General features: G+C 63.2%; 21 protein-coding genes. 7 read left to right on the top strand and 14 right to left on the bottom strand.

Annotated features, from left to right (window positions below):
• Positions 1-39: 39 nt before the first annotated feature.
• Positions 40-1,839, bottom strand: coding sequence for a sensor domain-containing diguanylate cyclase (locus tag IEX64_RS10675; RefSeq protein ID WP_188819645.1), 1,800 nt, complete (start codon positions 1,837-1,839; stop codon positions 40-42).
• A 165-nt stretch (positions 1,840-2,004) separates the two neighbouring features.
• Between IEX64_RS10675 and IEX64_RS10670 the strand changes: the two genes are divergently transcribed.
• A complete protein-coding gene (locus IEX64_RS10670; protein WP_308422598.1) occupies positions 2,005-2,844 on the top strand; it encodes an EAL domain-containing protein in 840 nt (279 codons plus the stop codon).
• On the opposite strand, the gene IEX64_RS10665 is transcribed toward IEX64_RS10670, so the two are convergent.
• The 5 genes from IEX64_RS10665 to IEX64_RS10645 all read right to left on the bottom strand — a co-directional run bounded on the left by IEX64_RS10665 (position 2,841) and on the right by IEX64_RS10645 (position 7,128).
• On the bottom strand, positions 2,841-3,602 hold the full coding sequence (locus IEX64_RS10665; protein ID WP_188819677.1) for an ion channel: 762 nt from the start codon (positions 3,600-3,602) through the stop codon (positions 2,841-2,843). The genes IEX64_RS10670 and IEX64_RS10665 overlap by 4 nt on opposite strands.
• Before the next feature lie 151 nt (positions 3,603-3,753).
• A complete protein-coding gene (locus IEX64_RS10660; protein ID WP_188819644.1) occupies positions 3,754-5,388 on the bottom strand; it encodes an alpha-D-glucose phosphate-specific phosphoglucomutase in 1,635 nt (544 codons plus the stop codon).
• A 151-nt stretch (positions 5,389-5,539) separates the two neighbouring features.
• Positions 5,540-6,025, bottom strand: a complete 486-nt coding sequence (locus IEX64_RS10655; protein ID WP_188819643.1) for a hypothetical protein — start codon at positions 6,023-6,025, stop codon at positions 5,540-5,542.
• A gap of 72 nt (positions 6,026-6,097) precedes the next feature.
• Positions 6,098-6,436, bottom strand: a complete 339-nt coding sequence (locus IEX64_RS10650) for a hypothetical protein (protein ID WP_188819642.1) — start codon at positions 6,434-6,436, stop codon at positions 6,098-6,100.
• An 80-nt stretch (positions 6,437-6,516) separates the two neighbouring features.
• A complete protein-coding gene (locus IEX64_RS10645; protein ID WP_188819641.1) occupies positions 6,517-7,128 on the bottom strand; it encodes a helix-turn-helix transcriptional regulator in 612 nt (203 codons plus the stop codon).
• Positions 7,129-7,459: 331 nt separating this feature from the next.
• On the opposite strand from IEX64_RS10645, the gene IEX64_RS10640 reads away from it, so the two are divergent.
• Entirely contained in the window at positions 7,460-7,723 is a 264-nt protein-coding gene (locus tag IEX64_RS10640; protein WP_188819640.1) for a type II toxin-antitoxin system CcdA family antitoxin, read from the top strand.
• A gap of 1 nt (position 7,724) precedes the next feature.
• Entirely contained in the window at positions 7,725-8,024 is a 300-nt protein-coding gene (locus tag IEX64_RS10635; RefSeq protein ID WP_188819639.1) for a CcdB family protein, read from the top strand.
• Between the two features lie 174 nt (positions 8,025-8,198).
• Here IEX64_RS10635 and lepA read toward each other — a convergent pair whose 3' ends face one another.
• Together lepA and IEX64_RS10625 are read right to left on the bottom strand one after the other, a co-directional pair.
• Positions 8,199-10,016: a translation elongation factor 4 gene (gene lepA, locus IEX64_RS10630; protein WP_188819638.1), complete on the bottom strand. Its 1,818-nt coding sequence runs from the start codon at positions 10,014-10,016 to the stop codon at positions 8,199-8,201.
• Between the two features lie 45 nt (positions 10,017-10,061).
• On the bottom strand, positions 10,062-12,779 hold the full coding sequence (locus tag IEX64_RS10625) for an EAL domain-containing protein (protein ID WP_188819637.1): 2,718 nt from the start codon (positions 12,777-12,779) through the stop codon (positions 10,062-10,064).
• Positions 12,780-12,978: 199 nt separating this feature from the next.
• Between IEX64_RS10625 and IEX64_RS10620 the strand changes: the two genes are divergently transcribed.
• Together IEX64_RS10620 and IEX64_RS10615 are read left to right on the top strand one after the other, a co-directional pair.
• Positions 12,979-14,283: an FAD-dependent oxidoreductase gene (locus tag IEX64_RS10620; RefSeq protein WP_188819636.1), complete on the top strand. Its 1,305-nt coding sequence runs from the start codon at positions 12,979-12,981 to the stop codon at positions 14,281-14,283.
• Positions 14,284-14,287: 4 nt separating this feature from the next.
• Positions 14,288-15,034: an MBL fold metallo-hydrolase gene (locus IEX64_RS10615; protein ID WP_188819635.1), complete on the top strand. Its 747-nt coding sequence runs from the start codon at positions 14,288-14,290 to the stop codon at positions 15,032-15,034.
• A 55-nt stretch (positions 15,035-15,089) separates the two neighbouring features.
• On the opposite strand, the gene dnaN is transcribed toward IEX64_RS10615, so the two are convergent.
• Positions 15,090-16,208 (bottom strand): DNA polymerase III subunit beta, encoded by a 1,119-nt coding sequence (gene dnaN, locus IEX64_RS10610; protein WP_188819634.1) that lies wholly within the window; start codon positions 16,206-16,208, stop codon positions 15,090-15,092.
• Positions 16,209-16,427: 219 nt separating this feature from the next.
• Between dnaN and IEX64_RS10605 the strand changes: the two genes are divergently transcribed.
• The gene (locus IEX64_RS10605; RefSeq protein WP_188819633.1) at positions 16,428-16,787 is read left to right on the top strand and encodes a hypothetical protein; all 360 of its coding nucleotides are present in this window, start codon (positions 16,428-16,430) and stop codon (positions 16,785-16,787) included.
• 20 nt (positions 16,788-16,807) lie between these two features.
• Here IEX64_RS10605 and fabG read toward each other — a convergent pair whose 3' ends face one another.
• From fabG to IEX64_RS10580, 5 genes are all read right to left on the bottom strand, one after another.
• Positions 16,808-17,572, bottom strand: coding sequence for a 3-oxoacyl-[acyl-carrier-protein] reductase (fabG, locus tag IEX64_RS10600; protein WP_188819632.1), 765 nt, complete (start codon positions 17,570-17,572; stop codon positions 16,808-16,810).
• A gap of 1 nt (position 17,573) precedes the next feature.
• On the bottom strand, positions 17,574-18,014 hold the full coding sequence (locus IEX64_RS10595) for a GxxExxY protein (protein WP_188819631.1): 441 nt from the start codon (positions 18,012-18,014) through the stop codon (positions 17,574-17,576).
• Between the two features lie 70 nt (positions 18,015-18,084).
• Entirely contained in the window at positions 18,085-19,020 is a 936-nt protein-coding gene (gene fabD, locus IEX64_RS10590; protein WP_188819630.1) for an ACP S-malonyltransferase, read from the bottom strand.
• A 134-nt stretch (positions 19,021-19,154) separates the two neighbouring features.
• Entirely contained in the window at positions 19,155-19,682 is a 528-nt protein-coding gene (locus tag IEX64_RS10585; RefSeq protein WP_188819629.1) for a VOC family protein, read from the bottom strand.
• A 42-nt stretch (positions 19,683-19,724) separates the two neighbouring features.
• Positions 19,725-20,534, bottom strand: coding sequence for an LD-carboxypeptidase (locus IEX64_RS10580; RefSeq protein WP_188819628.1), 810 nt, complete (start codon positions 20,532-20,534; stop codon positions 19,725-19,727).
• A gap of 54 nt (positions 20,535-20,588) precedes the next feature.
• On the opposite strand from IEX64_RS10580, the gene IEX64_RS10575 reads away from it, so the two are divergent.
• Positions 20,589-22,004, top strand: coding sequence for a glutamate ligase domain-containing protein (locus tag IEX64_RS10575; protein ID WP_188819627.1), 1,416 nt, complete (start codon positions 20,589-20,591; stop codon positions 22,002-22,004).
• Positions 22,005-22,084 lie beyond the last annotated feature (80 nt).

Below are 22,084 nucleotides of genomic sequence, written 5' to 3'. Positions count from 1 at the left end.
AACATCACAGGCGCCAAGGGCACCCCGAAGCGCGGAAACTCAGGCGACCTTGAGCAGATTGCGGCCGGCATGCTTGGCGTCATAGAGCGCGCGGTCTGCCGACTGGAACAGCGTTTCGAGCGACATGCCCGGCTTGAACTCCGCGAGACCGATGCTGGTGGTCACTGCAGGCATCCCGACTTTCTGCTCTGTAATCTCCATCACACGAATGCGGATGCGCTCGGCCACGAACTGCGCCGTCTCGACAGTGGCGCCGGGCAACACCACGAGGAATTCCTCACCCCCGATCCGGCCGAAGGTGTCGGTGCTGCGCAGGCAACCGGTGCCGATGTCGGCTACCTCGCGAAGGACCCGGTCCCCCATCACGTGGCCGTAGTTGTCGTTGACGACCTTGAAGTGATCCACATCCAGCACGGCAACCACAAGGTCAGTACCGGCGGCCTCGGCCTGCCTCAGGGCCGCTTCGAATTCGGCCATCGTGCGCCGGCGGTTCGGCAGCCCGGTAAGCTGGTCGGTATTGGCAAGCACGCGTGCGTGCGTCGCCTCGTCCACCGCCATCTGGCGGGCGCTTTCCAGCTGCTGGTTGACCTTCACGCGCTGGCTGATGTCCTGAAACACACCGAACACGGCGAAGATCTTGCCGTTGGCATCCACCTCGGCCCGGCCGCGGCTGTTGACGTGGCGAGCCTCGCCCTGCGAGGTGATGATCCGGGCGTCGAAATTGAAATCGCCGCCAGTCTCGATGCACTTCGAGAGCGCACTGTCCACCGTTTCGCGATCGTCGGGGTGATAGGCGTCGATGGCCGATTCAAGCGGCGGCGGGGCGCCGATCGGAAGGCCGTGAATGCGGAAGACCTCGTCCGACCAGGTCAGTTTCTGCCCTTCCAGAACCAGACGCCAGTGACCGATATGCGCGGTCTGCGAAGCCATTTCGAAAAAGCCCTTCTGCCGCATCAGCTCGTTGTAGCTGGTGTTGCGGGCTGCCAGCGCAGCAGCCAGCGGCAGCGCGGCGAGCAGCAGGGTTACGAGGTAAAGCTGCAGGAACGTGATCGGCGAGACGCCCATCGCGGCTACCTCGGTACAGGGCCCCAGACCTGCCACGGTCGCAAACGACCCGATTGCCGCGACGACAAGAACGCTGAAGGCAGCACCGAGCGGGCCGAACCGGTAAGTCGCAAACAGAATGGGAAGGACAGGAACGAAGAGGACAGGAAAGTCGGACTGGGAAAAGACGGCCAGCGAGGTGCCCACCACAAGCGCGAGCGGGACCACCGCCTGCCCCAGACGCCACTCGGCATTGCGGCTGAAGAACCGGGGCGCCTTGCGCCGGATCGTGACCACCAGCGGAGCGAAGATCAGCTGCCCCAGCAAGACCGTCATGAACCACGAACCGATGAAGTCTCGGCTGTACTCGCCGCTCAGAATGACAGCGGCAGCCGTGCTCAGCGTCGAAGACGACACGACGACGATGGCGAACCGACGCACGGCCATCGGGTCGCTGAACGACAGCTTGCGCGACGTGATGACCCGAACCAGCCCCATCGAGATCAGGGTCTCGAGAAAATTCGCCCCGGTATAGGTGACGGCAGTCACAATCCCGCTGCCCGAGGCAAGGTTCGCGGAAATGCTGGCGACCGCCACAGCCGCCAAGATCTGCCGATACGCGCCGCGCGTGGCGACCAGAAGCGCACCCAGAACAATCCCGCTGGGCGCCCAGATCGTTGCCGTGTCGTTGGGCCCATGACTGAGTTTCAGCGCAGCGATTGCCGTGACGAAGTAACTCAGCCCGACAAAGCCGAACCAACCCCACTTGCGCGCATGATCAACAAACGTTTGCATCGCGGGTATTAGAGGCCATTCGGGGTAAATATGGCGTTAAAATCGCATGCGCGACCGGCAAGTTGATGCTCGGCTGAAGGGGCCCGATCGCCGCGGATTTCGGGCTTAGCAATTTTTCAAGCAAGTTCTGGGACACAGGTTCCTTGGTTATCAAAGGGCTGCTGCGTGAGTTACCTGGATCCGGCCTTTCCGGCACAGGCTGAAACGGTCACGAAACGACCGAAATGTTCGGGATGCAAGGATGGCACGCGCCTGCCGTTTTCCTTCACCATGGCCTTCCAGCCGATCGTCGATCTGTCCTCCGGCAACGTCTGGGGATATGAAGCGCTGGTCCGCGGCCCCAATGGCGAATCGGCCGCATCGATCCTTGAACAGGTCGATCCGCAAACCGTCTATGCCTTCGATCAGGCCTGCCGCGTGAAGGCCATCGAACTCGCCGCCCCGCTTATCCCGCACGACGGCAAGACCAAGCTGTCGATCAACTTCAAGCCGAACGCCGTCTACGAACCCAGCGCCTGCATCCGTGCCACGCTCGATGCGGCGAACCGGACCGGGTTCGACAAGTCGCAGCTGATGTTCGAATTCACCGAAGACGAGCCGATGACCGACATTCCGCACGTCCGGCACATCATCGAAGCCTACCGTACTTTCGGCTTCACCACGGCCATCGATGATTTCGGCGCCGGGCACGCCGGGCTCGCCCTGCTGGCAGATCTCCTGCCCGATCTCATCAAGCTGGACATGGCGCTGATCCGGGGGATCGACGGTTCCCCGGCGCGCCAGACCATTGTGAAGGGCATTGCCGACATCACCGGCCAGCTTGGCATCACCTGCCTCGCCGAAGGGCTCGAGACGCGCGAAGAGGTGGAAACCGTGCGTGATCTGGGACTGGACCTGTGTCAGGGCTACTTCTTCGCCAGACCCGAAGTCGCGATGCTGCCGGAAATGCAGATCGACCTGGCCCCGCTCTTGCCCGCGCAAGTGAGGCGGCCCGGCCAGGGCTAATACGCTCCCTCGTTGGGGATATGCAGCAGGTGGCCGCAGTGCTTGCAGTGGATTGCATCGGGCTCGTGCAGGAACAGCCCGCAGTCGGGGCACTCGTATTCCAGCTTGGGGGGACGAAACAGCACCTGGATCAGCCGCACGAACAGCGACACGCCGAAGATCATGATGACGACCGATAGCAGCCTTCCGGTCGGCCCTGGCAGGGTGATGTCGCCGAAGCCGGTGGTCGTCAGCGTCGTGACCGTGAAATAGAGTGCATCGGCATAGTGCTGGATATCGGGGTTGTTGCCGTGCTGCGTTTCGAACACCAGCGCCGTGGTCACGAAAATGAAGAGCGCGAGATTGATGACCGCGAACACCGTCGCCTCGTTGCGGCGGAAATAGTGGAAGTCGTTCCGCAGCTGCCGAAGCAGATGATACGAGCGCAACAGGCGGAAGGTGCGCACCACGCGCAGGAAAGCGAAGCCCTCGCCCGCAATCGGCGCCAGCAGCGAGAGCATCACGATGAGGTCTGCCAGCCCCCAGAAACCGAACGCCGTGCGTATACGGTTGCGGCTCACGATAACCCGGGCGGTGTAATCAAAGGCAATGAAGAGGCCCAGAACGAGGTCGATGATCTCGATGACCTGCGAGCCCCAGAAAAACGACGAGATGACCACGTAGAGGATCATCGCCGCATCGAAGGCCAGCAGGAAGTAGCCATAACGGCGAGACACCACGCCGCTGTCATCATAGAGCCGTGCCAAGCGGCTTCGCATGTTCACGTCTTGCGCCCCTCCATTTGCCGCGAGAGTTTTTCTCCAATCGCGGCAAATGTCCAATGGCATGCCTCCCGCTACGGGCATTGACGCGGGTCAAGCACGCGCCCTTGGCTCCGCGTTTGTGGGTTTAAGACCTGAATTTACGCGGTCAGGTAATCACATCGGGCTTCGTGCGTCCGGTATGCTTTTCGATCCCGGCAATGGCCTCCGCAGCGGCGATCTGCGGTGCGAGCATGTCGGCCGTCTGTGCATCCAGATCGCCGTCCGGTCCGGTGTAGTTTTCCAGATAGACACGCAGCGTCGCGCCTTGCGTGCCGGTGCCCGACAGGCGGAAGACCACGCGGCTGCCGCCTTCGAACAGCACACGGATACCCTGGTTGGCGCTGACCGACTGATCGACGGGATCGGTGTAGGAAAAGCTGTCCGCCACAGCCACGGTCAGCGGGCCAAAAGCCTTGCCCGGCAGCGTATCGAGCTGCGCCTTGAGGCCTTCCATCAGCGCATCGGCGCCGGCCTTGTCCACGCCCTCGAAGTCGTGGCGCGCATAGTAGTTGCGGCCGTACTTCGCCCAGTGTTCGCGGGCGAGCGCATCGACGCTGATCTTGCGCACGGCGAGGATATTGAGCCAGAGCAGCACGGCCCAGAGGCCATCCTTCTCGCGTACGTGGTCGGACCCGGTCCCCGCGCTTTCCTCGCCGCAGATCGTGACCTTGCCGGCATCGAGCAGGTTGCCGAAGAACTTCCAGCCCGTCGGCGTCTCGAAGCAGCCGACACCCAGCGCCTCGGCGACGCGGTCGGCTGCAGCGCTGGTCGGCATGGACCGGGCGATACCGGCAAGCCGGCCCTTGTAGCCCGGCGCACATTCGATGTTCGCGGCGAGCATAGCTAGCGAGTCCGACGGCGTGATGAAACGGCCGCGACCGATGATGAGATTGCGATCGCCATCGCCGTCGGAGGCGGCGCCGATGTCCGGCGCGTCATCCGCCATCATCGCCAGATAGAGCGGTTCGGCGTGGATCAGGTTGGGATCGGGATGATGACCGCCGAAGTCCTCCAGCGGCGTCCCGTTGATCACGGTGCCCTTGGCAAAACCAAGACGGTTTTCGAGGATCTCGTGCGCATAGGGACCGGTGACCGCGCTCATCGCATCGAAGCGCATCGTGAAGCCGCCCTGCACCGCGGCGCGGATCGCGTCGAAATCGAAGAGCGTTTCCATCAGATCGGCGTAGTCGGCAACCGGATCGATGATCGAAACCGTCATGCCCGCCACCTGCACGTCGCCCGGCGTATCGAGGTCGATGTCCTCTGCCGAAACGGTCAGCCAGCGGTCGATTTCCTGCGTTCGGGCATGGATCGCCCCGGTGACGCTTTCGGGAGCCGGGCCGCCGTTGGCTATGTTGTACTTGATGCCGAAGTCCTCGTCCGGACCGCCGGGGTTGTGGCTCGCGGAGAGCACGAGGCCGCCGCTGGCCTTGTACTTGCGGATCACATGGCTGGCTGCCGGGGTCGAGAGGATACCGCCCTTGCCGACCAGGACCTTGCCGTAGCCGTTGGCCGCGGCCATGCGGATCGCTTCCTGGATCACCGTGCGGTTGTGAAACCGCCCATCGCCGCCGATCACCAGCACCGCGCCGGGCTCGGGCGCGACTACATCGAAAACGGACTGGATGAAGTTCTCGGCGTAGTTCGGCTGCTGAAATACCTTCACCTTCTTGCGCAGACCGGAAGTACCGGGGGCCTGACCTTCGAAAGGCGTGGTGGAAACGGTAACGATCTCGCTCAAGCGTTATACTCCATGGTACCCGCCGCTATTCGGTCGGCGCGGCTCTAGACTGCGCTTTCGACAGTTTCGTGTCGCATCGACGATGTCAAACGTTCGCAGCCTTGCCGGAGCGAAAAATCGCGGGAGCCGTTCGGACAGCGCGAAATCCCGGTCAGCGCGGCGGCGGGAGCGCGTTGCTCCACGAGGGGTAGTCGCCGATCCGTTTGTGCCGCGAGATGTGCCAGATCAGCCCCAGCGTCAGGGCCGCAAGCTGGATGTAGGAGGGGATCATCGACATCATCTGGTAGGCGAACAGGTTGATGTCGGTCAGCGAGAGCCGGTAGCCATGCGCCATCATCGCGATGATCTGCGCCGCTCCGATCCACAGCGGATAGACCCGGTTGGCGCGCAGCGCGACGGGAATGACGACCGCGAACGAGACGCAATCGAGCGCGAGGTGGCCCATGTCCGCCTCGCGCCAGATGATGCCTTCGTTCCCAACGATCAGGTGATAGATGCGGTGGACGATCACGATGCCCGCGATCGTCCCCGTCAGAATGCGTTCGGGAGCCGCGCCGCGCCGCAGGGCGACAAGGAACAGCAGCACGAAGCACGCGTGCTCGATGTAGGCCTTGTTGTACCACAGTATGTCAAGCATCCCGCGGCCCCTGCCACGCTCCCCCGCGCCCCGGCTCCCCTCTCGCGGGGAAGCGCGGGGATGGCACCCCCGTCAGGCGGTGCGGACGAACCGGGCGGCGTCTTCCAGCGAGGCCTGGTTCGGGCAGGAGCCGGGATCGTCGTCGATCGCCTTCACCTCGCGCCCGGTGTCGAGCAGTTCCCGGTGGACGCGGATCATGTCGTTCTGGCTCTCGATCAGCGAGCGCTGCGAGCGGGCGAGCCGCAGCAGCGCGGCCTGGCCTGCAAAGGTCTCCACCCCGTCGCTCTGGCGGGCGAGCAGCATGGATTCCATCAGCCGCGTCGAAGCGAGCAGCGCGGCATCGAGCGACAGCTCCGCATCGGGAAGCTGACGAGAGATACGGGCCGTGGCGGCGGCGATCGTCATGGTCATCGAATTCCTCCCTCGGCAGCATCGGCCCGGTCGATGTGCCCATCACAGCAGTCATGTCAGGAGGTCCGCGCCCAGGCCGGTCAGATGATATGGCTCAGCGATTGCACCACGCTCAGACCGACGAGCCCCGCGAGGAGTATCCCCACGGCAATCGCGATCATCGCGGCGGTGCGGCTGAGCCCGGCATGGGCACCGTCGAGCGCCTCCGGGACGACCCGGCCTTCGCGCTCCCGCTGCCGTTCCGCTGTGAGCCTGTAGATCACCGCTTCGGCAACGGAGGCATCGTCGGCCATCGCGTCCTGCCATCGAGATTGCTGCTGACCCGACCCGGAGGGAACCTGAGTAATCTTGCCTGTTAGCGGCTTACAGGTTTCATCGTCCTCATCCGCGGTTTCCTGCGCCTCCGCGCCCTCGCCATCCTGCTGGTAGAGCCGATAGGCACGCGCCAGCTCGGCCCGCGGCGGAGAGCCCGTGCGGCTGCGCACACCCTCGATCCGCTGGTTCACGGCACTTTCCGAAATGCCCAGCTCGAAGGCGATTTCCTTGCTGGTGCGATTCTCCGCCACGAAGCGCAGCACCTCGTGCTGCTTTGCCGTCAGCCCGGGAAAGGCCTCCAGCAGCCGCTGCGTCGAATCGGAAGCCCGGGCCAGATCGGCAATGCGATCGCCCGCAGCCTCGTCCTCACTTGTCATTATGCTTCAGCGCGCCGCCACGCTGCCCCATGATCGATACCGTTCCGCCAATGTTCGACCCATAGATAACGCATGTTAGGCAACGGCGGCACCCCCCAGATTACAAAAATGTCACTGCGGTTGTGTCCACTATCGAACGTTTTCCGATAGTTGGCACAAAATGGCTACGCCCATTCTCCTGTCCTACAGCCCCGGACCTGAGTCACAATCGCCCGGCATCCGGCCCCTGCAGCTTGGACGGTCACCCCGGCTGCTCCGTTGCGCCTTTTACGTTAGTCCTTGCCCATGTACGAACTTTTGCCTTGCATGCGCATAGATATGCGCATAAAATATGCACATGCCCCCCCCGCATTCCGCAGACACAAAACCCAATACGGGACGCCGCGCAACCAACGTGTCCCTCAACCGCGACCATCTGGCGGAAGCGCGTGAACTGGGGATCAACATTTCCCAGGCATGTGAGCGGGGTTTAACAGCAGCGATTGCGGAAAAGCGGACTCAACGCTGGCTGGCGGAAAACCGCGAGGCGATGGATTCCTATAATCGCTACGTCGACGAGAACGGACTACCACTCGAAAACCTGCGCTTGTTCTGACATGGCGCAATTCGACGTACACAGGCTCACCAAAGGCCAAAGCCTTGTGATCGACTGCCAGTCAGATTTGCTTGATCACATCGATAGTCGTTTCGTCGTACCGCTTCTATCTGCCGAGCACGCCCCGAAACCCATAACGCGCCTTAATCCGCTATTCGATTTGAATGGTGAAGAGTTCGTGATGCTAACGCAGTCTGCTGCGGCGGTCCGTCGGAGCGATCTGGGGCCTGCTATCGCTTCTCTCTCGGATCACCGCGACATAATCATTGGTGCAATAGATGTATTGCTGGCTGGGGTCTGACGCAGTTGCGTAGGCTACAATCGCAATGGAACTATCTATTTATCGTAATTTCCGCGCAGGCTGGAGGTTTTGCGCGTTCCAGCTACGCGAGGCCAGCCGGAATAGCCGCCAGCAGGACCGCAACTGCCTGCTAAAACTGGGATTGCTGCGCGAGCCTCGCTCACGCCGCTGCGGCTATTCTTCCCCCATCCTCAGCGCAGCGATAAACGCCTCCTGCGGGATGCTCACGTTGCCGTATTCACGCATCCTCGCCTTGCCCTTCTTCTGCTTTTCGAGGAGCTTCTTCTTGCGGGTGATGTCGCCGCCGTAGCACTTGGCGGTCACGTCCTTGCGCATGGCGGAGATGGTTTCGCGGGCGATCACCTTGCCGCCGATCGCAGCCTGGATGGGGATCTTGAACAGGTGGCGCGGGATGAGGTCCTTCAGGCGCTCGCACATGCCGCGGCCGCGTTCCTCGGCGACCGAGCGGTGGACGATCATCGAGAGCGCGTCGACCGGCTCGTTGTTGACGAGGATGTTCATCTTCACGAGGTCGCCGGGGCGCAGGCCGATCTGTTCGTAGTCGAAGCTGGCATAGCCGCGGCTGATCGACTTGAGGCGGTCGTAGAAGTCGAACACCACTTCGTTGAGCGGCAGTTCGTAGGTCACCTGCGCGCGGCCGCCGACGTAGGTGAGGTCCTTCTGGATGCCGCGCCGGTCCTGGCACAGCTTGAGGATCGGGCCGAGGTATTCGTCGGGGGTGTAAATCACAGCCTTGATCCACGGCTCCTCGATTTCCTCGATCCGGTTGGGATCGGGGTAGTCGGCCGGATTGTGCAGTTCGATGGTCTCGGCATCCTCGGTCTTCGAGTGCGAGAGCTGGATGCGGTAGACGACCGAGGGCGCGGTGGTGATGAGGTCGAGGTCGTATTCGCGGCTGAGGCGTTCCTGGATGATCTCCAGATGCAGCAGGCCCAGGAAGCCGCAGCGAAAGCCGAAGCCGAGCGCGGCGCTGGTTTCCATCTCGTAGGTGAAGCTGGCGTCGTTGAGGCGCAGCTTGCCGATGGATTCGCGCAGCTTCTCGAAGTCTGCCGCATCGACCGGGAAGAGGCCGCAGAACACCACGGACTGCACTTCCTTGTAACCCGGCAACGCCTTGGGCGCGCCGTTCTTCACGGTGGTGATGGTGTCGCCGACCTTGGCCTGCTCCACTTCCTTGATCTGCGCGGTGATGAAGCCGATCTCGCCCGGGCCGATTTCCGGCAGGTCGATGCGCTTGGGGTTCATGCAGCCGACGCGGTCGACCAGATGCTCGGTGCCGCCCTGCATGAACTTGACGTTGAGCCCCTTCTTGATGACTCCGTCGTAGACGCGCACGAGGATGACGACACCGAGATAGGGGTCGTACCACGAGTCGACGAGCATGGCCTTGAGCGGGGCGTCGCGGTCGCCTGTGGGCGGCGGGATGCGCGCGACGATGGCTTCGAGCACTTCCTCGATGCCGATGCCCGACTTGGCGCTGGTCAGCACCGCGTCGCTGGCGTCGATGCCGATGATGTCCTCGATCTCGGTCTTGACCTTCTCGGGCTCGGCGGCGGGCAGGTCGATCTTGTTGATGACGGGGACGATCTCGTGGTCGTGCTCGATCGACTGGTAGACGTTGGCAAGCGTCTGCGCTTCCACGCCCTGCGCCGCGTCCACCACCAGCAGCGCGCCCTCGCAGGCGGCGAGGCTGCGCGAGACCTCGTAGGCGAAGTCGACGTGGCCGGGGGTGTCCATGAGATTCAGCTCATAGGTCACGCCGTCCTTGGCGGTATAGTGGAGGCGCACCGTCTGCGCCTTGATGGTGATCCCGCGCTCTTTCTCGATGTCCATGTTATCAAGGACTTGCGCGGACATTTCGCGCTCTGTGAGGCCGCCGGTGAACTGAATCAGCCGGTCGGCGAGCGTCGACTTGCCATGGTCGATGTGGGCAATGATGCTGAAATTACGGATCTGCGAGAGTTCGGTCATGAAAGCGCCGTTAGCAGCGCTTTACGAGCCTGTCAGCAGCCCCTTTCAGGCAGACCGCCGCAATTTGTGCTGTTCACCGTCCTCCCGCTTCGGCCGGGGCGGTGTAAACAGCACGCTGCCGTTGTCGTCCAGCTCCAGCGGCTGGGCGAACTGCACGCCCATGCGGTCTTCCTTGCACCAGCGCGACGTGGCGATCATCACGTAGTCCTTGGCCAGATGCACGCCGAACTGCGTTCCCACCGGCACGTTCCAGAGCCCCTCGATCAGTGCCCCGGTCTGCGAGATGTTGCGGATCGTGCCGTTGTACGCATGCTTTCCGTGTTCCAGCAGGACCTTGCGCAGCATCGTCTGGCGCGGAGCGCGGGCGGAGCGCGGCCCCTTGGCCACCGCGCTCAGCCCATGGCTCAGACGCTCCGTCGCCGCCTTCATGCTGAGCGCCTTCTCGTAGATGTAGCCCTGAATGTGGCTGCACCCGAGCATGCGGATCAGATCCAGCTCGTCGAGCGTCTCGACGCCTTCGGCCGTGGTTTCCATGCCCAGCGCCTCGGCAAGGCTGACGATGGAAGAGATAATGGCACCGTTGCGGCTGCCCTTCACGGTCGCCCCGCGAACGAAACTCTGGTCGATCTTGATCTTGTCGAACGGCGCCCGCTTCAGATAGCCGAGCGAAGAATAGCCCGTGCCGAAGTCGTCGAGTGCCAGACGCACGCCCACGTTCTTGAGCGACGCGAACATCGCTTCGGTGGACTTGTCATCGCCCAGAAACACACTCTCTGTGATTTCCAGTTCCAGCCGCTCCGGTGCGATTCTGGCTGCCGTAATCGCATTGGTGACGATGGCGGGCAGCGCCGGATTGGCGAACTGCAGCGGTGACACGTTGACGGCGACACGCACGCTTTCCGGCCACTGGGCCAGGTCTTTGCAGGCCGTGCGCAGCGCCCACTCGCCGATCTGCGCGACCAGACCGGTTTCCTCGGCAATCGGCACGAACTTGGCGGGTGAGATGTAGCCGTGCTTGGGATGCTTCCAACGCAGCAAGGCCTCGAAGCCGGTAATCTTCTCGGTCGTCGTGCGAACCTGCGGCTGGTAGTGCAACTCCAGCGAGCCGCTGGCGATGGCATCGCGCAGGTCTTCCTCGAGCTGCTGACGCTCCTTCGCGTCGGAATGCAGGTCCTCGTCGTAGAAGTGGTGGCGGCCTCGTCCACGCCCCTTCGCCGCGTAGAGCGCGAGGTCGGCATTGCGGATCAGGTCTTCCGAATTGACGCCATCTTCCGGACAGATCGAAATGCCGACGGAGGCGCCGATGATCACACGGGCCCCGTCGATCGAATAAGGCTGCGACAGGTTTTCAATGATTCTGCGAGCTATATGGGCCAGCCCTTCGCGCTGGTGATGACCGGGCAGAATGACCTGAAACTCGTCACCGCCGAGACGGCCCACACGGCCCATGTCGCCGACCGTCGTCGTCAGGCGTTCGGCAACCTGCTTTAACAGGGCATCGCCCGCCGGGTGCCCCATGGTATCGTTCACCTGCTTGAACCGGTCGAGATCGAGCAGAAAGACCGCACAAGCCCGGCTCTCGACGCGCGGGGCATTGAGGACCTTTTCCAGCCATTCCGACATCTGGAAGCGGTTGGCGAGCTTGGTGAGCGAATCGAAACGCGCGAGCTGCGTCACGTGCTCCTGCGACTTGCGCGTCTCGGTCAGGTCGGTGCCCGAACCGCGAAAACCCATGAAGTTGTCGAACTGGTCCATGACCGGTCGGCCCGAAATGGACCACCAGCGTTCATCCTGCTCGCCCGTTGCCGCCCGAACGGACAATTCCTTGAACGATGACCGTGTCGAGAGGTGAAACGGCAGCGTGCGCTCGCTTTCCTGCGCATTGGCTTCGAGCGAGAACAGACTGGTGAACGGCTTGCCGTCGAATTCGTGAGGCGCCTTGCCCAGCAGGTGGGAAATGCGGGGCGAAACGTAAGTTATGTTGCCGCGGCGATCGGTTTCCCAGAACCAGCCTTGCCCGGTTTCCTCATATTCGTTGAGCAGTTCTTCGGCACGGCGATGTTCGCGCTCTCTCTCCGCCAGACGGGCAGCTTCATCGGCCGCAAAGCGCGACTGCCGGATGATGAGGTACAACCCGAAGAATGTACCTGCGGCCAGCATCAGGAACGATGTGCCCGAACCATCGACGAACGTCACCCCGGCCCACAGGGCGATGGTGGCGGAAATGATCGAAGTCATCCGTCCTTCGAGCAGTGCCGTGGCGATGAGCACCATGAACACATAAGCGTGGATCGTCATTTCCCAATGAAAAGCCGATCCGTCCGCCGCCCATTGCGCAGTCGCTGCACCGAACAGCACCATGGGCCAGTCCACGACGGTGACCATGAGCAGATAGCGGCGCCAGTCGCGGTGGTGTAGCTTGGCCTCCAGCCGCGATAGCGTCGGTGCCAGGAGGCAAATCAGCGCCGCCCCGACAAGAATCGCAATCGATGCAGCACCCGGTATCGTGCCGGACAGCAGCGCCAGCAAGACGGCAACGCCCAGCAGCGAAGGCGCCATGACCGCCCAACTCGACGGCACAAAGAAGTGCAGCGGATCGCTGACAGGTCCGGAAAGCAGGCGCGCAAAGTTCGCCAGCTCCTTGGATTCCGTGTCTATTGGAGACGCTTTGCCACCTTTCCGCCTGTGACGCATTTGAGTGCGTGCGGAATTTTCGTCGGATCGAGCCGATTCAGGAAGTGAGCGAGACGCCGTTCTGGCCATGGAACGCTATTGCCCGAAAGGCCATTTCCAAACCGTTAAGCACGCTTTTTCCAATCGTTTGCATTCTTGTGGAAAGGCGACAGGCCGTAATGCTGCCATACCCTTGGCCCAGCGTAATTTTACTTGCCCCTGCTACCTTGGCCGTGCTTGCTTGCATACAAACGGACCAAACTCAGTCCGGCCAAAGGGAGACATGTTCGTGCGGCACATAGCAATCGTCGGCTCCGGACCCGCTGGTTACTACACGGCGGAAGCCGCGCTCAAGCAGTGGAGCGAGGACGTACGGGTCGACATTTTCGATACCCTCCCCGTCCCCTTCGGGCTGATCCGCACCGGCGTGGCTCCGGATCACCAGTCGATCAAGGGCGTCTCGCGCCGGTATGAAACGACGGCCCTCAGCGAAAACGTTCGCTTCGTGGGCAACGTGACCATCGGCAAGGACATTGCGATTGCCGAACTGCAGGACCTGTATGACGCCGTAGTCCTTGCGACGGGCGCGCCGAACGACAAAAAGATGGGACTGCCCGGTGAGGAACTGCCGAACGTATTCGGGTCGGCTTCCTTCGTGGGATGGTACAACGGTCATCCCCACTTCGCCAAACTCGATCCCGCGCTCAGCCACGATACGGCCGTCATCATCGGCAATGGCAACGTCGCGCTCGATGTGGCGCGCATCCTCGCCAAATCGCAGGAGGAATTCGAAGGCTCCGATATCGTCGCCCATGCGCTGAGCGCGCTCGATGCGTCGCAGATCCGCCGCATCGTCATTCTAGGGCGGCGGGGGCCGCACCAGATCGCCATGACCCCCAAGGAACTGGGCGAACTCGGAAAGCTTGCGCGGGCCTGCCCTCACGTAGATGCTGGCGACCTGCCCGACGAAGCCGAGGATGCCGCGCTCGATCCCGGCCAACGCAAGTCGGTTGGCCACTTGCGCACCTTCGCGGCGGCCGAGCCCTGCGCAGACCACGACATCGCCATCGAATTCGACTTTTTTGCCTCGCCGAAGGCGATCCTGGGCACCGAGCGCGCCGAGGAAGTGGAAGTCGAACGCACCCGGCTGGAGGACGGCAAGGCCGTGGGGACCGGCGAGACCTATCGCATTCCCGCCGGGCTGGTGGTCGCCTGCATCGGCTACCAGACTTCGAAAATCCCCGACGTGCCCTATGACGACAAGGCAGGCCACTTCGCCAATCAGGAGGGGCGTATTGCGCCGGGCCTCTATTGCGTGGGCTGGGCCCGCCGCGGCCCTACCGGCACCATCGGCACCAACCGCCCGGACGGCTTCGCCATCGTCGAGAAGGTCGCCGAGGACATCGGCGAAGGCTCCGGCAAGGCTGGGCGCCCCGGCTTCGATGCCCTGGCGGATTCACGCGGTGTGGATTACGTGAAGTTCACCGATTGGCAGAAGATCAACGAGGCCGAGATCGCCAATGCCCGCGAAGGATCTCCCCGCGAGAAATTCGTGGCCGTCGAGCACATGATCGATGTCGTGAGCAAGGACTGAGCCGGTGGCGTTATCGCTGCAATTCATCGGTTGCGGCGATGCCTTCGGCTCAGGCGGACGCTTCAACACCTGCTTTCATCTCGTTGGTGAAACGACGAACCTGCTGATCGATTGCGGCGCCACGGCGCTCGTGGCGATGAAGCAGTTCGATATCGACCGCAACGCTATCACGACAATCGTGGTCACGCACTTTCACGCCGATCACTTCGGCGGCATCCCCTTCTTCCTCCTCGATGCCCAGTTCTTCAGTAAACGCCGCGAGCCTCTGACGATTGTCGGCCCTGTCGGACTTGAGAACTGGTTCGAACGCGTCATGGAAACCGCCTTTCCCGGCTCGGCCAAGGCTACCCGCAAGTTCGATCTGCATTTGCGCGAGCTGGCGGCGGGAACTTGTGTCGACATCGGAGGCATACGGGTGCTTGGCGAACAAGCGCTCCACGGACCGCCAGGCGGTCCCTATCTATGCGTGCGGGTCGAGGCCGAAGGACGATCGGTTGCCTATACCGGCGACACTGAATGGACCGAGGCCCTGATCCCGATCGCGCGCGACGCCGACCTGTTCATCGCCGAAGCCTACTTCCGCGACAAGACAGTGGTCACGCACCTCAGCCTCCATTCAATCGAGGCACACCATGAGGAACTGCGACCAAAGCGCCTTGTCCTGACGCACATGAGCGAAGAGATGCTTGTCCACCCCGACCTCGCGCACTTCGAAACGGCCGAGGACGGCAAGACGATCACCGTCGCCTGACGAAAAAGGCCGGAGCCAAGCCCCGGCCTTTCCTATCTGTTTGCTTGGGCCAGGATTACACCCGCATCGGCATCAGCACGTAGAGCGCGGGGCTCTTTTCGTCCTGACGGATCAGCGTAGGCGCACCGGCGTCGGCGAGGTGGAGTTCCACCGAGTCGCCTTCGATCTGGCCGAGGATGTCCTTGAGGTAATTGGCATTGAAGCCGATCTCGAAGCCATCCGCCTGATACTGCGCGGGCACTTCTTCGGCCGCCGTGCCGTTGTCGGGCGAGGTTACCGAGAGCGTCACGCGGTCCGGCTCCAGCGCCATCTTCACCGCGCGGGTCTTTTCGGTGGCGATGGTCGCCACGCGATCGACGCCTTCGAAGAAGCTGCGCGGATCGATCCTGAGCAGCTTGTCGTTGCCGGTCGGGATCACGCGGCTGTAGTCCGGGAACGTGCCGTCGATCAGCTTGCTGGTGAGCACGACGCCGTGCTCGCCGCCCAGCGTGAAGCGGATCTTGCTGGCGGACAGATCCACCAGCACGTTGGTATCCAGTGCCTCTTCGAGCAGCTTGCGCAGCTCTGCCACGCACTTACGCGGCACGATCACGTCAGGCATGCCCTCCGCGCCATCGGGGCGCTTGATGGTGAAACGGGCGAGACGGTGGCCGTCGGTGGCCGCAGCCTTCAGCTCGTCATCGGCGACGTGCAGGAAGATACCGTTGAGGTAGTAGCGCGTTTCCTCGGTCGAGATCGCGAAGCGCGTGCGGTCGATCATCTGCGCCAGCGTCGCCGCCGGAATCTCGAAGCTGGTCGGCAGCTCGCCCTCGGCAATCACCGGGAAGTCGTCGCGCGGCAGCGTCGGCAGCGTGAAGCGGCTGCGGCCAGCCTTCACGATCATGCGGTTTTCCGCGGCATCCAGGCTGACCTGGCTGCCTTCCTGCAGCTTGCGGGCGATGTCGAAAAGCAGGTGCGCCGACACGGTAATCGCGCCGGGCTGCTCGACCGACACGGCGCCGAGCGTCTCGATCACCTGAAGATCGAGGTCGGTCGCCATGATCTTGACCGATCCGCCGGCCGAAGCCTCGATCAGAACGTTCGACAGAATGGGAATGGTGTTGCGCCGTTCGACAACCGACTGCACGTGGGACAGGCAGCGCAGAAGCGTGGAACGTTCGATTGTGGCCTTCATGACAGCCTCGGGTCCCCCTTGGTAGGCCTGGGATACTGAAGATCCCCGAATACAGGACAGATATCTCTAACGCGGCCATGGCGTGCGGCAAGCATGATGTGCCTGCAAAACCGCGAATCTGGGGATAAAATCGGGGTTTAATGTGCTATATTTGCAGGGCGCCGCATGCCCGCTGCGTGAACATCCCACGAACGGGCGGAATTATGGGAGGCTAGACACTTGGTCGAGAATCTTCACATCCAACGGCAGGACACCGCCGGCAACCGCGATGCCATCACTCTCGAGGAATGGACCGAGGCCGTCGACCACATCGAGGGCATACGCTTGGCCCAGGGCGATGCCGTAGCCGCCAACCCACTGGACGAAACCGTCGTCACGCTGCCCAACCGAGGCGGCGACGCGGAAGTCTACCGCGAGGACTGCCAGACCTGGATGCGCACCATGTTCTGGACGCCCGAGGGCACGATCCGTTTTGCCGCGCCGGAGAGCGAGGACGACACCATCCTGCCCCTGGCCGGCAAGCTGGCGACGGAACTCAACGCCGCGATCTACGACGAGGCGGGCAAGGGCCTTTCATAAGCCCCGCCCACCATCAGCCGTCAGACCATCACCATGCCGCCGTTGACGTGGATGGTCTGGCCGGTGATGTAGCCGGCTTCCTTGCTGGCAAGGAACACCGTGGCAGCGGCGATGTCCTCGCCCTCGCCCATGCGGCCGGCGGGGATCTTGGTGTTGAGCGCGTCCTTCTGCGCGTCGGGCAGGACGTCGGTCATTGCGGTGCGGATGAAACCGGGGGCGACACAGTTCACCGTGACATTGCGGGTCGCCAGTTCCTGCGCGAGGCTCTTGGACATGGCGGTGATGCCGCCCTTGGCCGCGCAGTAGTTCATCTGGCCGGGATTGCCGGTGGTGCCGACGATCGAGGTAATGTTGATGATGCGGCCGAAGCGCGCCTTCATCATCGGCTTGGTCACCGCGCGCATCAGGCGGAAGGTGGATTCAAGGTTCACGCGGATCACCGCGTCCCATTCCTCGTCCTTCATGCGCATGGCGAGGTTGTCGCGGGTGATGCCGGCGTTGTTCACGAGAATGTCGATCTTGCCGAGCGTCTCGAGCGCGGCCGGAACGAGCTTCTCGACCTGGTCGGGATCGGAGAGGTTGCAGGCGATGGCGACGTGATCGACTTCCTGCAGATGCTGCGGCGTGTGCTCGTCGAGCTCGTCGCGGAACACGCGCAGCTTCTCTGCATTCGAGCCCGAGACCACCAGACGCGCACCCTGCGCAGCAAGGCCGCGCGCGATCGAAGAACCGATCCCGCCCGAAGCGCCGGTTACCAGGGCAGTCATTCCGTGAAGGTCGAACATCTCAATCTCCGTATTCTTTTTTCACGCGGAGGCGCGAAGACGCGGAGCGGCCTTCGGCCGACTGGTATCCGTTGACGATGCGCCGGATGCCCTCCTTCATTGTCTCTCCGCCAAAATTCAACAGCAGCCCTACGGGCTGATGGAGCAAACGCAAGTATGTGAGTAGCTGCTTTCCATGGACACGGGCCAAATGCTCCACAGATTTGATCTCGACGACAAGATGCCCGTTCACGATCACATCGGCTCGAAAGGCTGCAGGAAAGTGCATCCCATCGAATTCTATGTCGACCGGCACTTGCCGGTCGACATAGAAACCTGCCCGCTCGAGGCTGGCGGCCAACACGGATTCATAGACGCTCTCAAGAAGGCCTGGACCGAGATCTCGATGAATGTGAACAGCCGCATCCACGACTTCCGCACTCAGGCGATCGATGTCGGTCATGGGTCCTCCGCGTCTCCGTGCCTCCGCGTGAACCTATCCGAGATCGCTCGCAACCAAGCGTGAAACTTCCTTAAAGCACCTTGGCCAGCGCCTCGATGTCTTCCATCGACAGGGCAGCCGTAACCTCGACTTCGCCTGCCGAGCGCTTGATCATCGGGCCGACGACCTTGCCGCCCAGTTCGATGAAGCTCTCCACGCCGGCATCCTTCATGGCGATGGCGCTTTCGCGCCAGCGGACGCGGCCGGTGACCTGTTCGACGAGCAGGCGCTGCACTTCGGCGGGGTCGGTCACGACGCTGGCGGTCACGTTGGCGAAGAGCGCAACGCGCAGCGTGCCGGGCCGGGTCTTGTCGAGCGCTTCGGCCATGGCTTCGGCGGCCGGCTGCATCAGCGGGCAATGGAACGGGGCCGAAACGGGCAGCAGCATGCCGCGCTTGATGCCATGATCCTTCACCATGGCAACGGCGCGCTCAATGGCTTCCTTGTGGCCGGACAGTACGACCTGCGTCGGGTCGTTGTCGTTGGCGACCGTGCAGACCTGCCCTTCGGCGGCTGCTTCGGCAAGCGCGGTAGCCTTTTCGATGTCGGCACCCAGCAGCGCGGCCATGGCGCCTACACCCACCGGAACGGCGGCCTGCATCGACTGGCCGCGCAGCTTGAGCAGACGCGCGGTGTCGGCGAGGCTGAAGGCCCCGGCAGCACAGAGGGCGGTATATTCGCCCAGCGAGTGGCCGGCGACGAAGTCCGCCTTGTCGGCCAGCGCGATGCCGCCTTCCTTTTCGAGCACGCGCAGCACCGCGATGGCATTCGCCATGATCGCCGGCTGGGCGTTTTCCGTCAGGGTCAGCTGATCCTCGGGGCCTTCCGTCATCACCTTGAAAAGGTTCTGGCCCAGAGCGTCGTCGACTTCCTCGAAGACCTCGCGGGCCACCGCGCTGGCCGCGGCGAGTTCGGCACCCATGCCGACTTTCTGGCTTCCCTGTCCCGGAAATAGGAATGCACGCATCGTTTCTGTCCTCCATCCTCGCGGGGTTTGGCGACCCTCGTCCCGTTGCGGAACCTGCCCGAACGAGGAAAGCGGCAGCGCTTATTGTCCTCGCGCGCTAAGGGCAAGCCCCAAGTAAGGTTCATTAACCAGCTTCAGCCCAGCCCGATATCCCTCAGCACGCCTTGCGACATGTCTCCGGCACTGGCGCGCACCAGCGCATAGAAGCCGGTCAGGGCCGGTAGCGGGGCATAGAGTTCAAGCATGTGGCCATAGCACTGCAGGGTATCGACAAAGACATAGCGGAACCCGTCGTTCATCGTCGCATCAAGCGCGATCTCGTGGCCCCGCGCCTTCCATGTCTCCGACGCCTCCGCCACATCCTCGACGAACAGCGCGACATGGTGCAACCCCGTGCGCCCCGAACCCTCGGGGTAGACATCGTGAAAGGCCGAGGGGCCGGGATTGTTCTGCTGGCAGAACTCGATCATCACCTCGCCCCACTGGCCATAGGCGCTGGAGTGATCGAGCGCCCGTTCCACGCCCCGGTGGACCGAGCGCTTGAGCGGGATGTTGTCCGCCACGAAATAGGGGCCGGACCCGAAGGCCTCGGCATGCGCCTGCGCGGCCGAGCGGATATCCGGCACGAAATAAGCGATCTGGCGGATCGGCAGGTCTGGCATCGTCTCTCCCCGTTTTGTGTGGAGACGATGGTGCGCCGGGCGTCAGCCGAACGGAACTATCCTATTGGTTGAGTCGTGGCCGATGTCGGCCTCGCCCAGGAAAGCGATCGCATGGCGCTCGCACCAGTAGCGGGCGATTTCGGACGCTTCGCTCCCGAACGGGCGGTCGTTTTCCGGCACGGCGCTGACGCGGCCCAACCTGAGGCCGGCGATGCCCCCCAGATGCGCCGTCAGATGGAAGAACAACCGGTCGACCGCATAGAGATATTCGGAGACTTCCTCGACCATGACCACGTGGCCGGCGAGCCCCGGCATCAGCCGCGTACCGCCCAGCATGGCGAGCGTCATCAGATTGAAGGCCACGACGGGATGCTTCTCCGCTGACAGCGAGGGTTCGAGCCCCGAGCGGTCTCCCGAGAGAAAGGCCAGCGTCCGGCGGATCGCGTCCTCGCCGCCTTCGCGCCGAATATCGGCAAGCATGGGCGCGTGGACAGGCTTGCCGATCCGCTCGCGATAGAGACCGCCCAGCATGTACCCGGCGTCGGAATATCCCAGGAACAGCTTGTCCTGCGCCGCATGGGTCAGACCTGCGAGCGCGTCTTCCGCGATCCGGCAGGCCCCATATCCGCCGCGCGCGAACCAGACGGCGTCCACCTGCGGATCGTTCGCGCATTCGACGAACGCGGAGAGTCGCTCCTCGTCGCTGCCGGCAAAATGCCCCTGCGAGGCAAAGCACTGAGGATGGATATCCAGCATCAGGTCGGGAAACTCGGCGGCGGCGAGCGTCAGCACGCGGTCCGCGTCTTCGCGGGCGATCGGGGTGGACGGTGCACAAACTGCGATACGGGCCATATCCGCTTCCTATCGTGGTTGTCAGACGGAGCAAGGCCGCATACCGAAGCGTCCATGACGAACGCGCCCGCCCTCACCGATCATCCCTGGTTCTTCTGCGGCATCGGCGGATCGGGCATGCTCCCGCTCGCGCTGATCCTCAAGGGACAAGGCGCGCAGGTCGCAGGGTCCGACCGCAGCCGCGATCAGGGGCGCACACCCGAAAAGTTCGCCTGGCTAGAACGCCTGGGGTTCGACCTGCATCCCCAGAACGGCAGCGGGATGACTTCGGCGGACCAGACACTCGTCGCCTCGGCGGCCGTGGAAGACACCGTGCCCGAAGTGGTGCGCGCAAACGCGCTGGGTTGCCCGCGGATGAGCCGGGCGGAACTGCTCGCCACGCTCTTCAATGCCGCGCCCTTTGGCATCGCCATCGGCGGCACCTCGGGCAAGTCGACGGTCACCGGAATGACTGGCTGGATCATGACGCAGGCGGGCCGCGATCCCACGATCATGAACGGCGCGGTGATGAAGAACTTCGTCGCCCCCGACGCCCCCTTTGCCAGCGCACGCGTCGGCAAGGGCGATGTCTTCGTTTCCGAAGTCGATGAAAGCGACGGCTCGATTGCGCTGTACCGGCCGAAAGTCGCGGTGCTGGGTAACGTCAGCCTCGATCACAAGAGCCTGGAGGAGCTGCGCCAGCTCTTCGGCGACTTCGTGGCGCACGCCGGTGTCGCCGCCGTGAACCTCGACGATGCCGAAACCGCTGTCCTCGCAGCGCGTGCCAAGGCGCAGGTGACGTTCGGAATCACCTCTCCGGATGCCCAGATCGGCGCGACCGATGTCGTGGAGAACCCGACCACCCTCAGCGCCAAGATCATCGACCGTCGCGACGGCAGCAGCCATGCGCTGGCCCTGAAGGTCCCGGGCCGTCACAACCTCTACAACGCGCTCGCCGCCATCGCCGCTGCCAATGCCGCCGGCGTTTCCGTCGCAGAAGCGGTCGCCGCTCTCGGGAGCTTCGCAGGCCTTGCGCGCCGCTTCGACATTGTCGGCACCAAAGCGGCAGGCGTGACCGTGATCGACGACTTCGGGCACAACCCGGACAAGGTCTCGGCCACGCTGGCAACGCTAAAGGCGCATCCAGGCCGGGTCATCGCCTTCTTCCAGCCCCACGGATACGGCCCCTTGCGCCAGATGGGCGCGGAACTGGCGCAAGTCTTCGCCCGCGAGCTTGGCCCCGAAGACATGACGATCCTGTGCGATCCGGCGTATTTCGGCGGCACCGTCGATCGCTCCGAAGGCAGCGAGCGGATCGTGCGGCTGATCGGCGAGGGGGGCGGCAAGGCCGAGTACATCGCGTCACGCGAAGACTGCGGCCGACGCATTGCCGAGATTGCCCACCCCGGAGACCGCGTGGTGATCATGGGCGCACGCGACGATACTCTGAGTGCTTTCGCGGCCGACATCCTCGCGATGGCAGGCGGCTGACGCGCGCTCGCCCGCCCGTAGTTCGGTGGCCTCGCGAAGGACGGCAACGGGCGTTATCATTTTGTAATATTGTGAAGAAT

This window comes from Novosphingobium indicum (assembly GCF_014645195.1).
Lineage (GTDB): Bacteria > Pseudomonadota > Alphaproteobacteria > Sphingomonadales > Sphingomonadaceae > Novosphingobium > Novosphingobium indicum.
The sequence above is the reverse complement of the archived record's forward strand: the minus strand, read 5'-3'. Positions and strand labels throughout refer to the sequence as shown.

Bases quoted from the DNA above. Each gene is read 5' to 3' on its own strand.
- IEX64_RS10675 (WP_188819645.1), bottom strand. From the start codon at position 1,839: ATGCAAACGTTTGTTGATCATGCGCGCAAGTGGGGTTGGTTCGGCTTT.
- IEX64_RS10665 (WP_188819677.1), bottom strand. From the start codon at position 3,602: ATGCGAAGCCGCTTGGCACGGCTCTATGATGACAGCGGCGTGGTGTCT.
- IEX64_RS10655 (WP_188819643.1), bottom strand. From the start codon at position 6,025: ATGCTTGACATACTGTGGTACAACAAGGCCTACATCGAGCACGCGTGC.
- IEX64_RS10650 (WP_188819642.1), bottom strand. From the start codon at position 6,436: ATGACCATGACGATCGCCGCCGCCACGGCCCGTATCTCTCGTCAGCTT.
- IEX64_RS10645 (WP_188819641.1), bottom strand. From the start codon at position 7,128: ATGACAAGTGAGGACGAGGCTGCGGGCGATCGCATTGCCGATCTGGCC.
- IEX64_RS10640 (WP_188819640.1), top strand. From the start codon at position 7,460: ATGCACATGCCCCCCCCGCATTCCGCAGACACAAAACCCAATACGGGA.
- IEX64_RS10635 (WP_188819639.1), top strand. From the start codon at position 7,725: ATGGCGCAATTCGACGTACACAGGCTCACCAAAGGCCAAAGCCTTGTG.
- lepA (WP_188819638.1), bottom strand. From the start codon at position 10,016: ATGACCGAACTCTCGCAGATCCGTAATTTCAGCATCATTGCCCACATC.
- IEX64_RS10625 (WP_188819637.1), bottom strand. From the start codon at position 12,779: ATGGCCAGAACGGCGTCTCGCTCACTTCCTGAATCGGCTCGATCCGAC.
- dnaN (WP_188819634.1), bottom strand. From the start codon at position 16,208: ATGAAGGCCACAATCGAACGTTCCACGCTTCTGCGCTGCCTGTCCCAC.
- fabG (WP_188819632.1), bottom strand. From the start codon at position 17,572: ATGTTCGACCTTCACGGAATGACTGCCCTGGTAACCGGCGCTTCGGGC.
- IEX64_RS10595 (WP_188819631.1), bottom strand. From the start codon at position 18,014: ATGACCGACATCGATCGCCTGAGTGCGGAAGTCGTGGATGCGGCTGTT.
- fabD (WP_188819630.1), bottom strand. From the start codon at position 19,020: ATGCGTGCATTCCTATTTCCGGGACAGGGAAGCCAGAAAGTCGGCATG.
- IEX64_RS10585 (WP_188819629.1), bottom strand. From the start codon at position 19,682: ATGCCAGACCTGCCGATCCGCCAGATCGCTTATTTCGTGCCGGATATC.
- IEX64_RS10580 (WP_188819628.1), bottom strand. From the start codon at position 20,534: ATGGCCCGTATCGCAGTTTGTGCACCGTCCACCCCGATCGCCCGCGAA.
- IEX64_RS10575 (WP_188819627.1), top strand. From the start codon at position 20,589: ATGACGAACGCGCCCGCCCTCACCGATCATCCCTGGTTCTTCTGCGGC.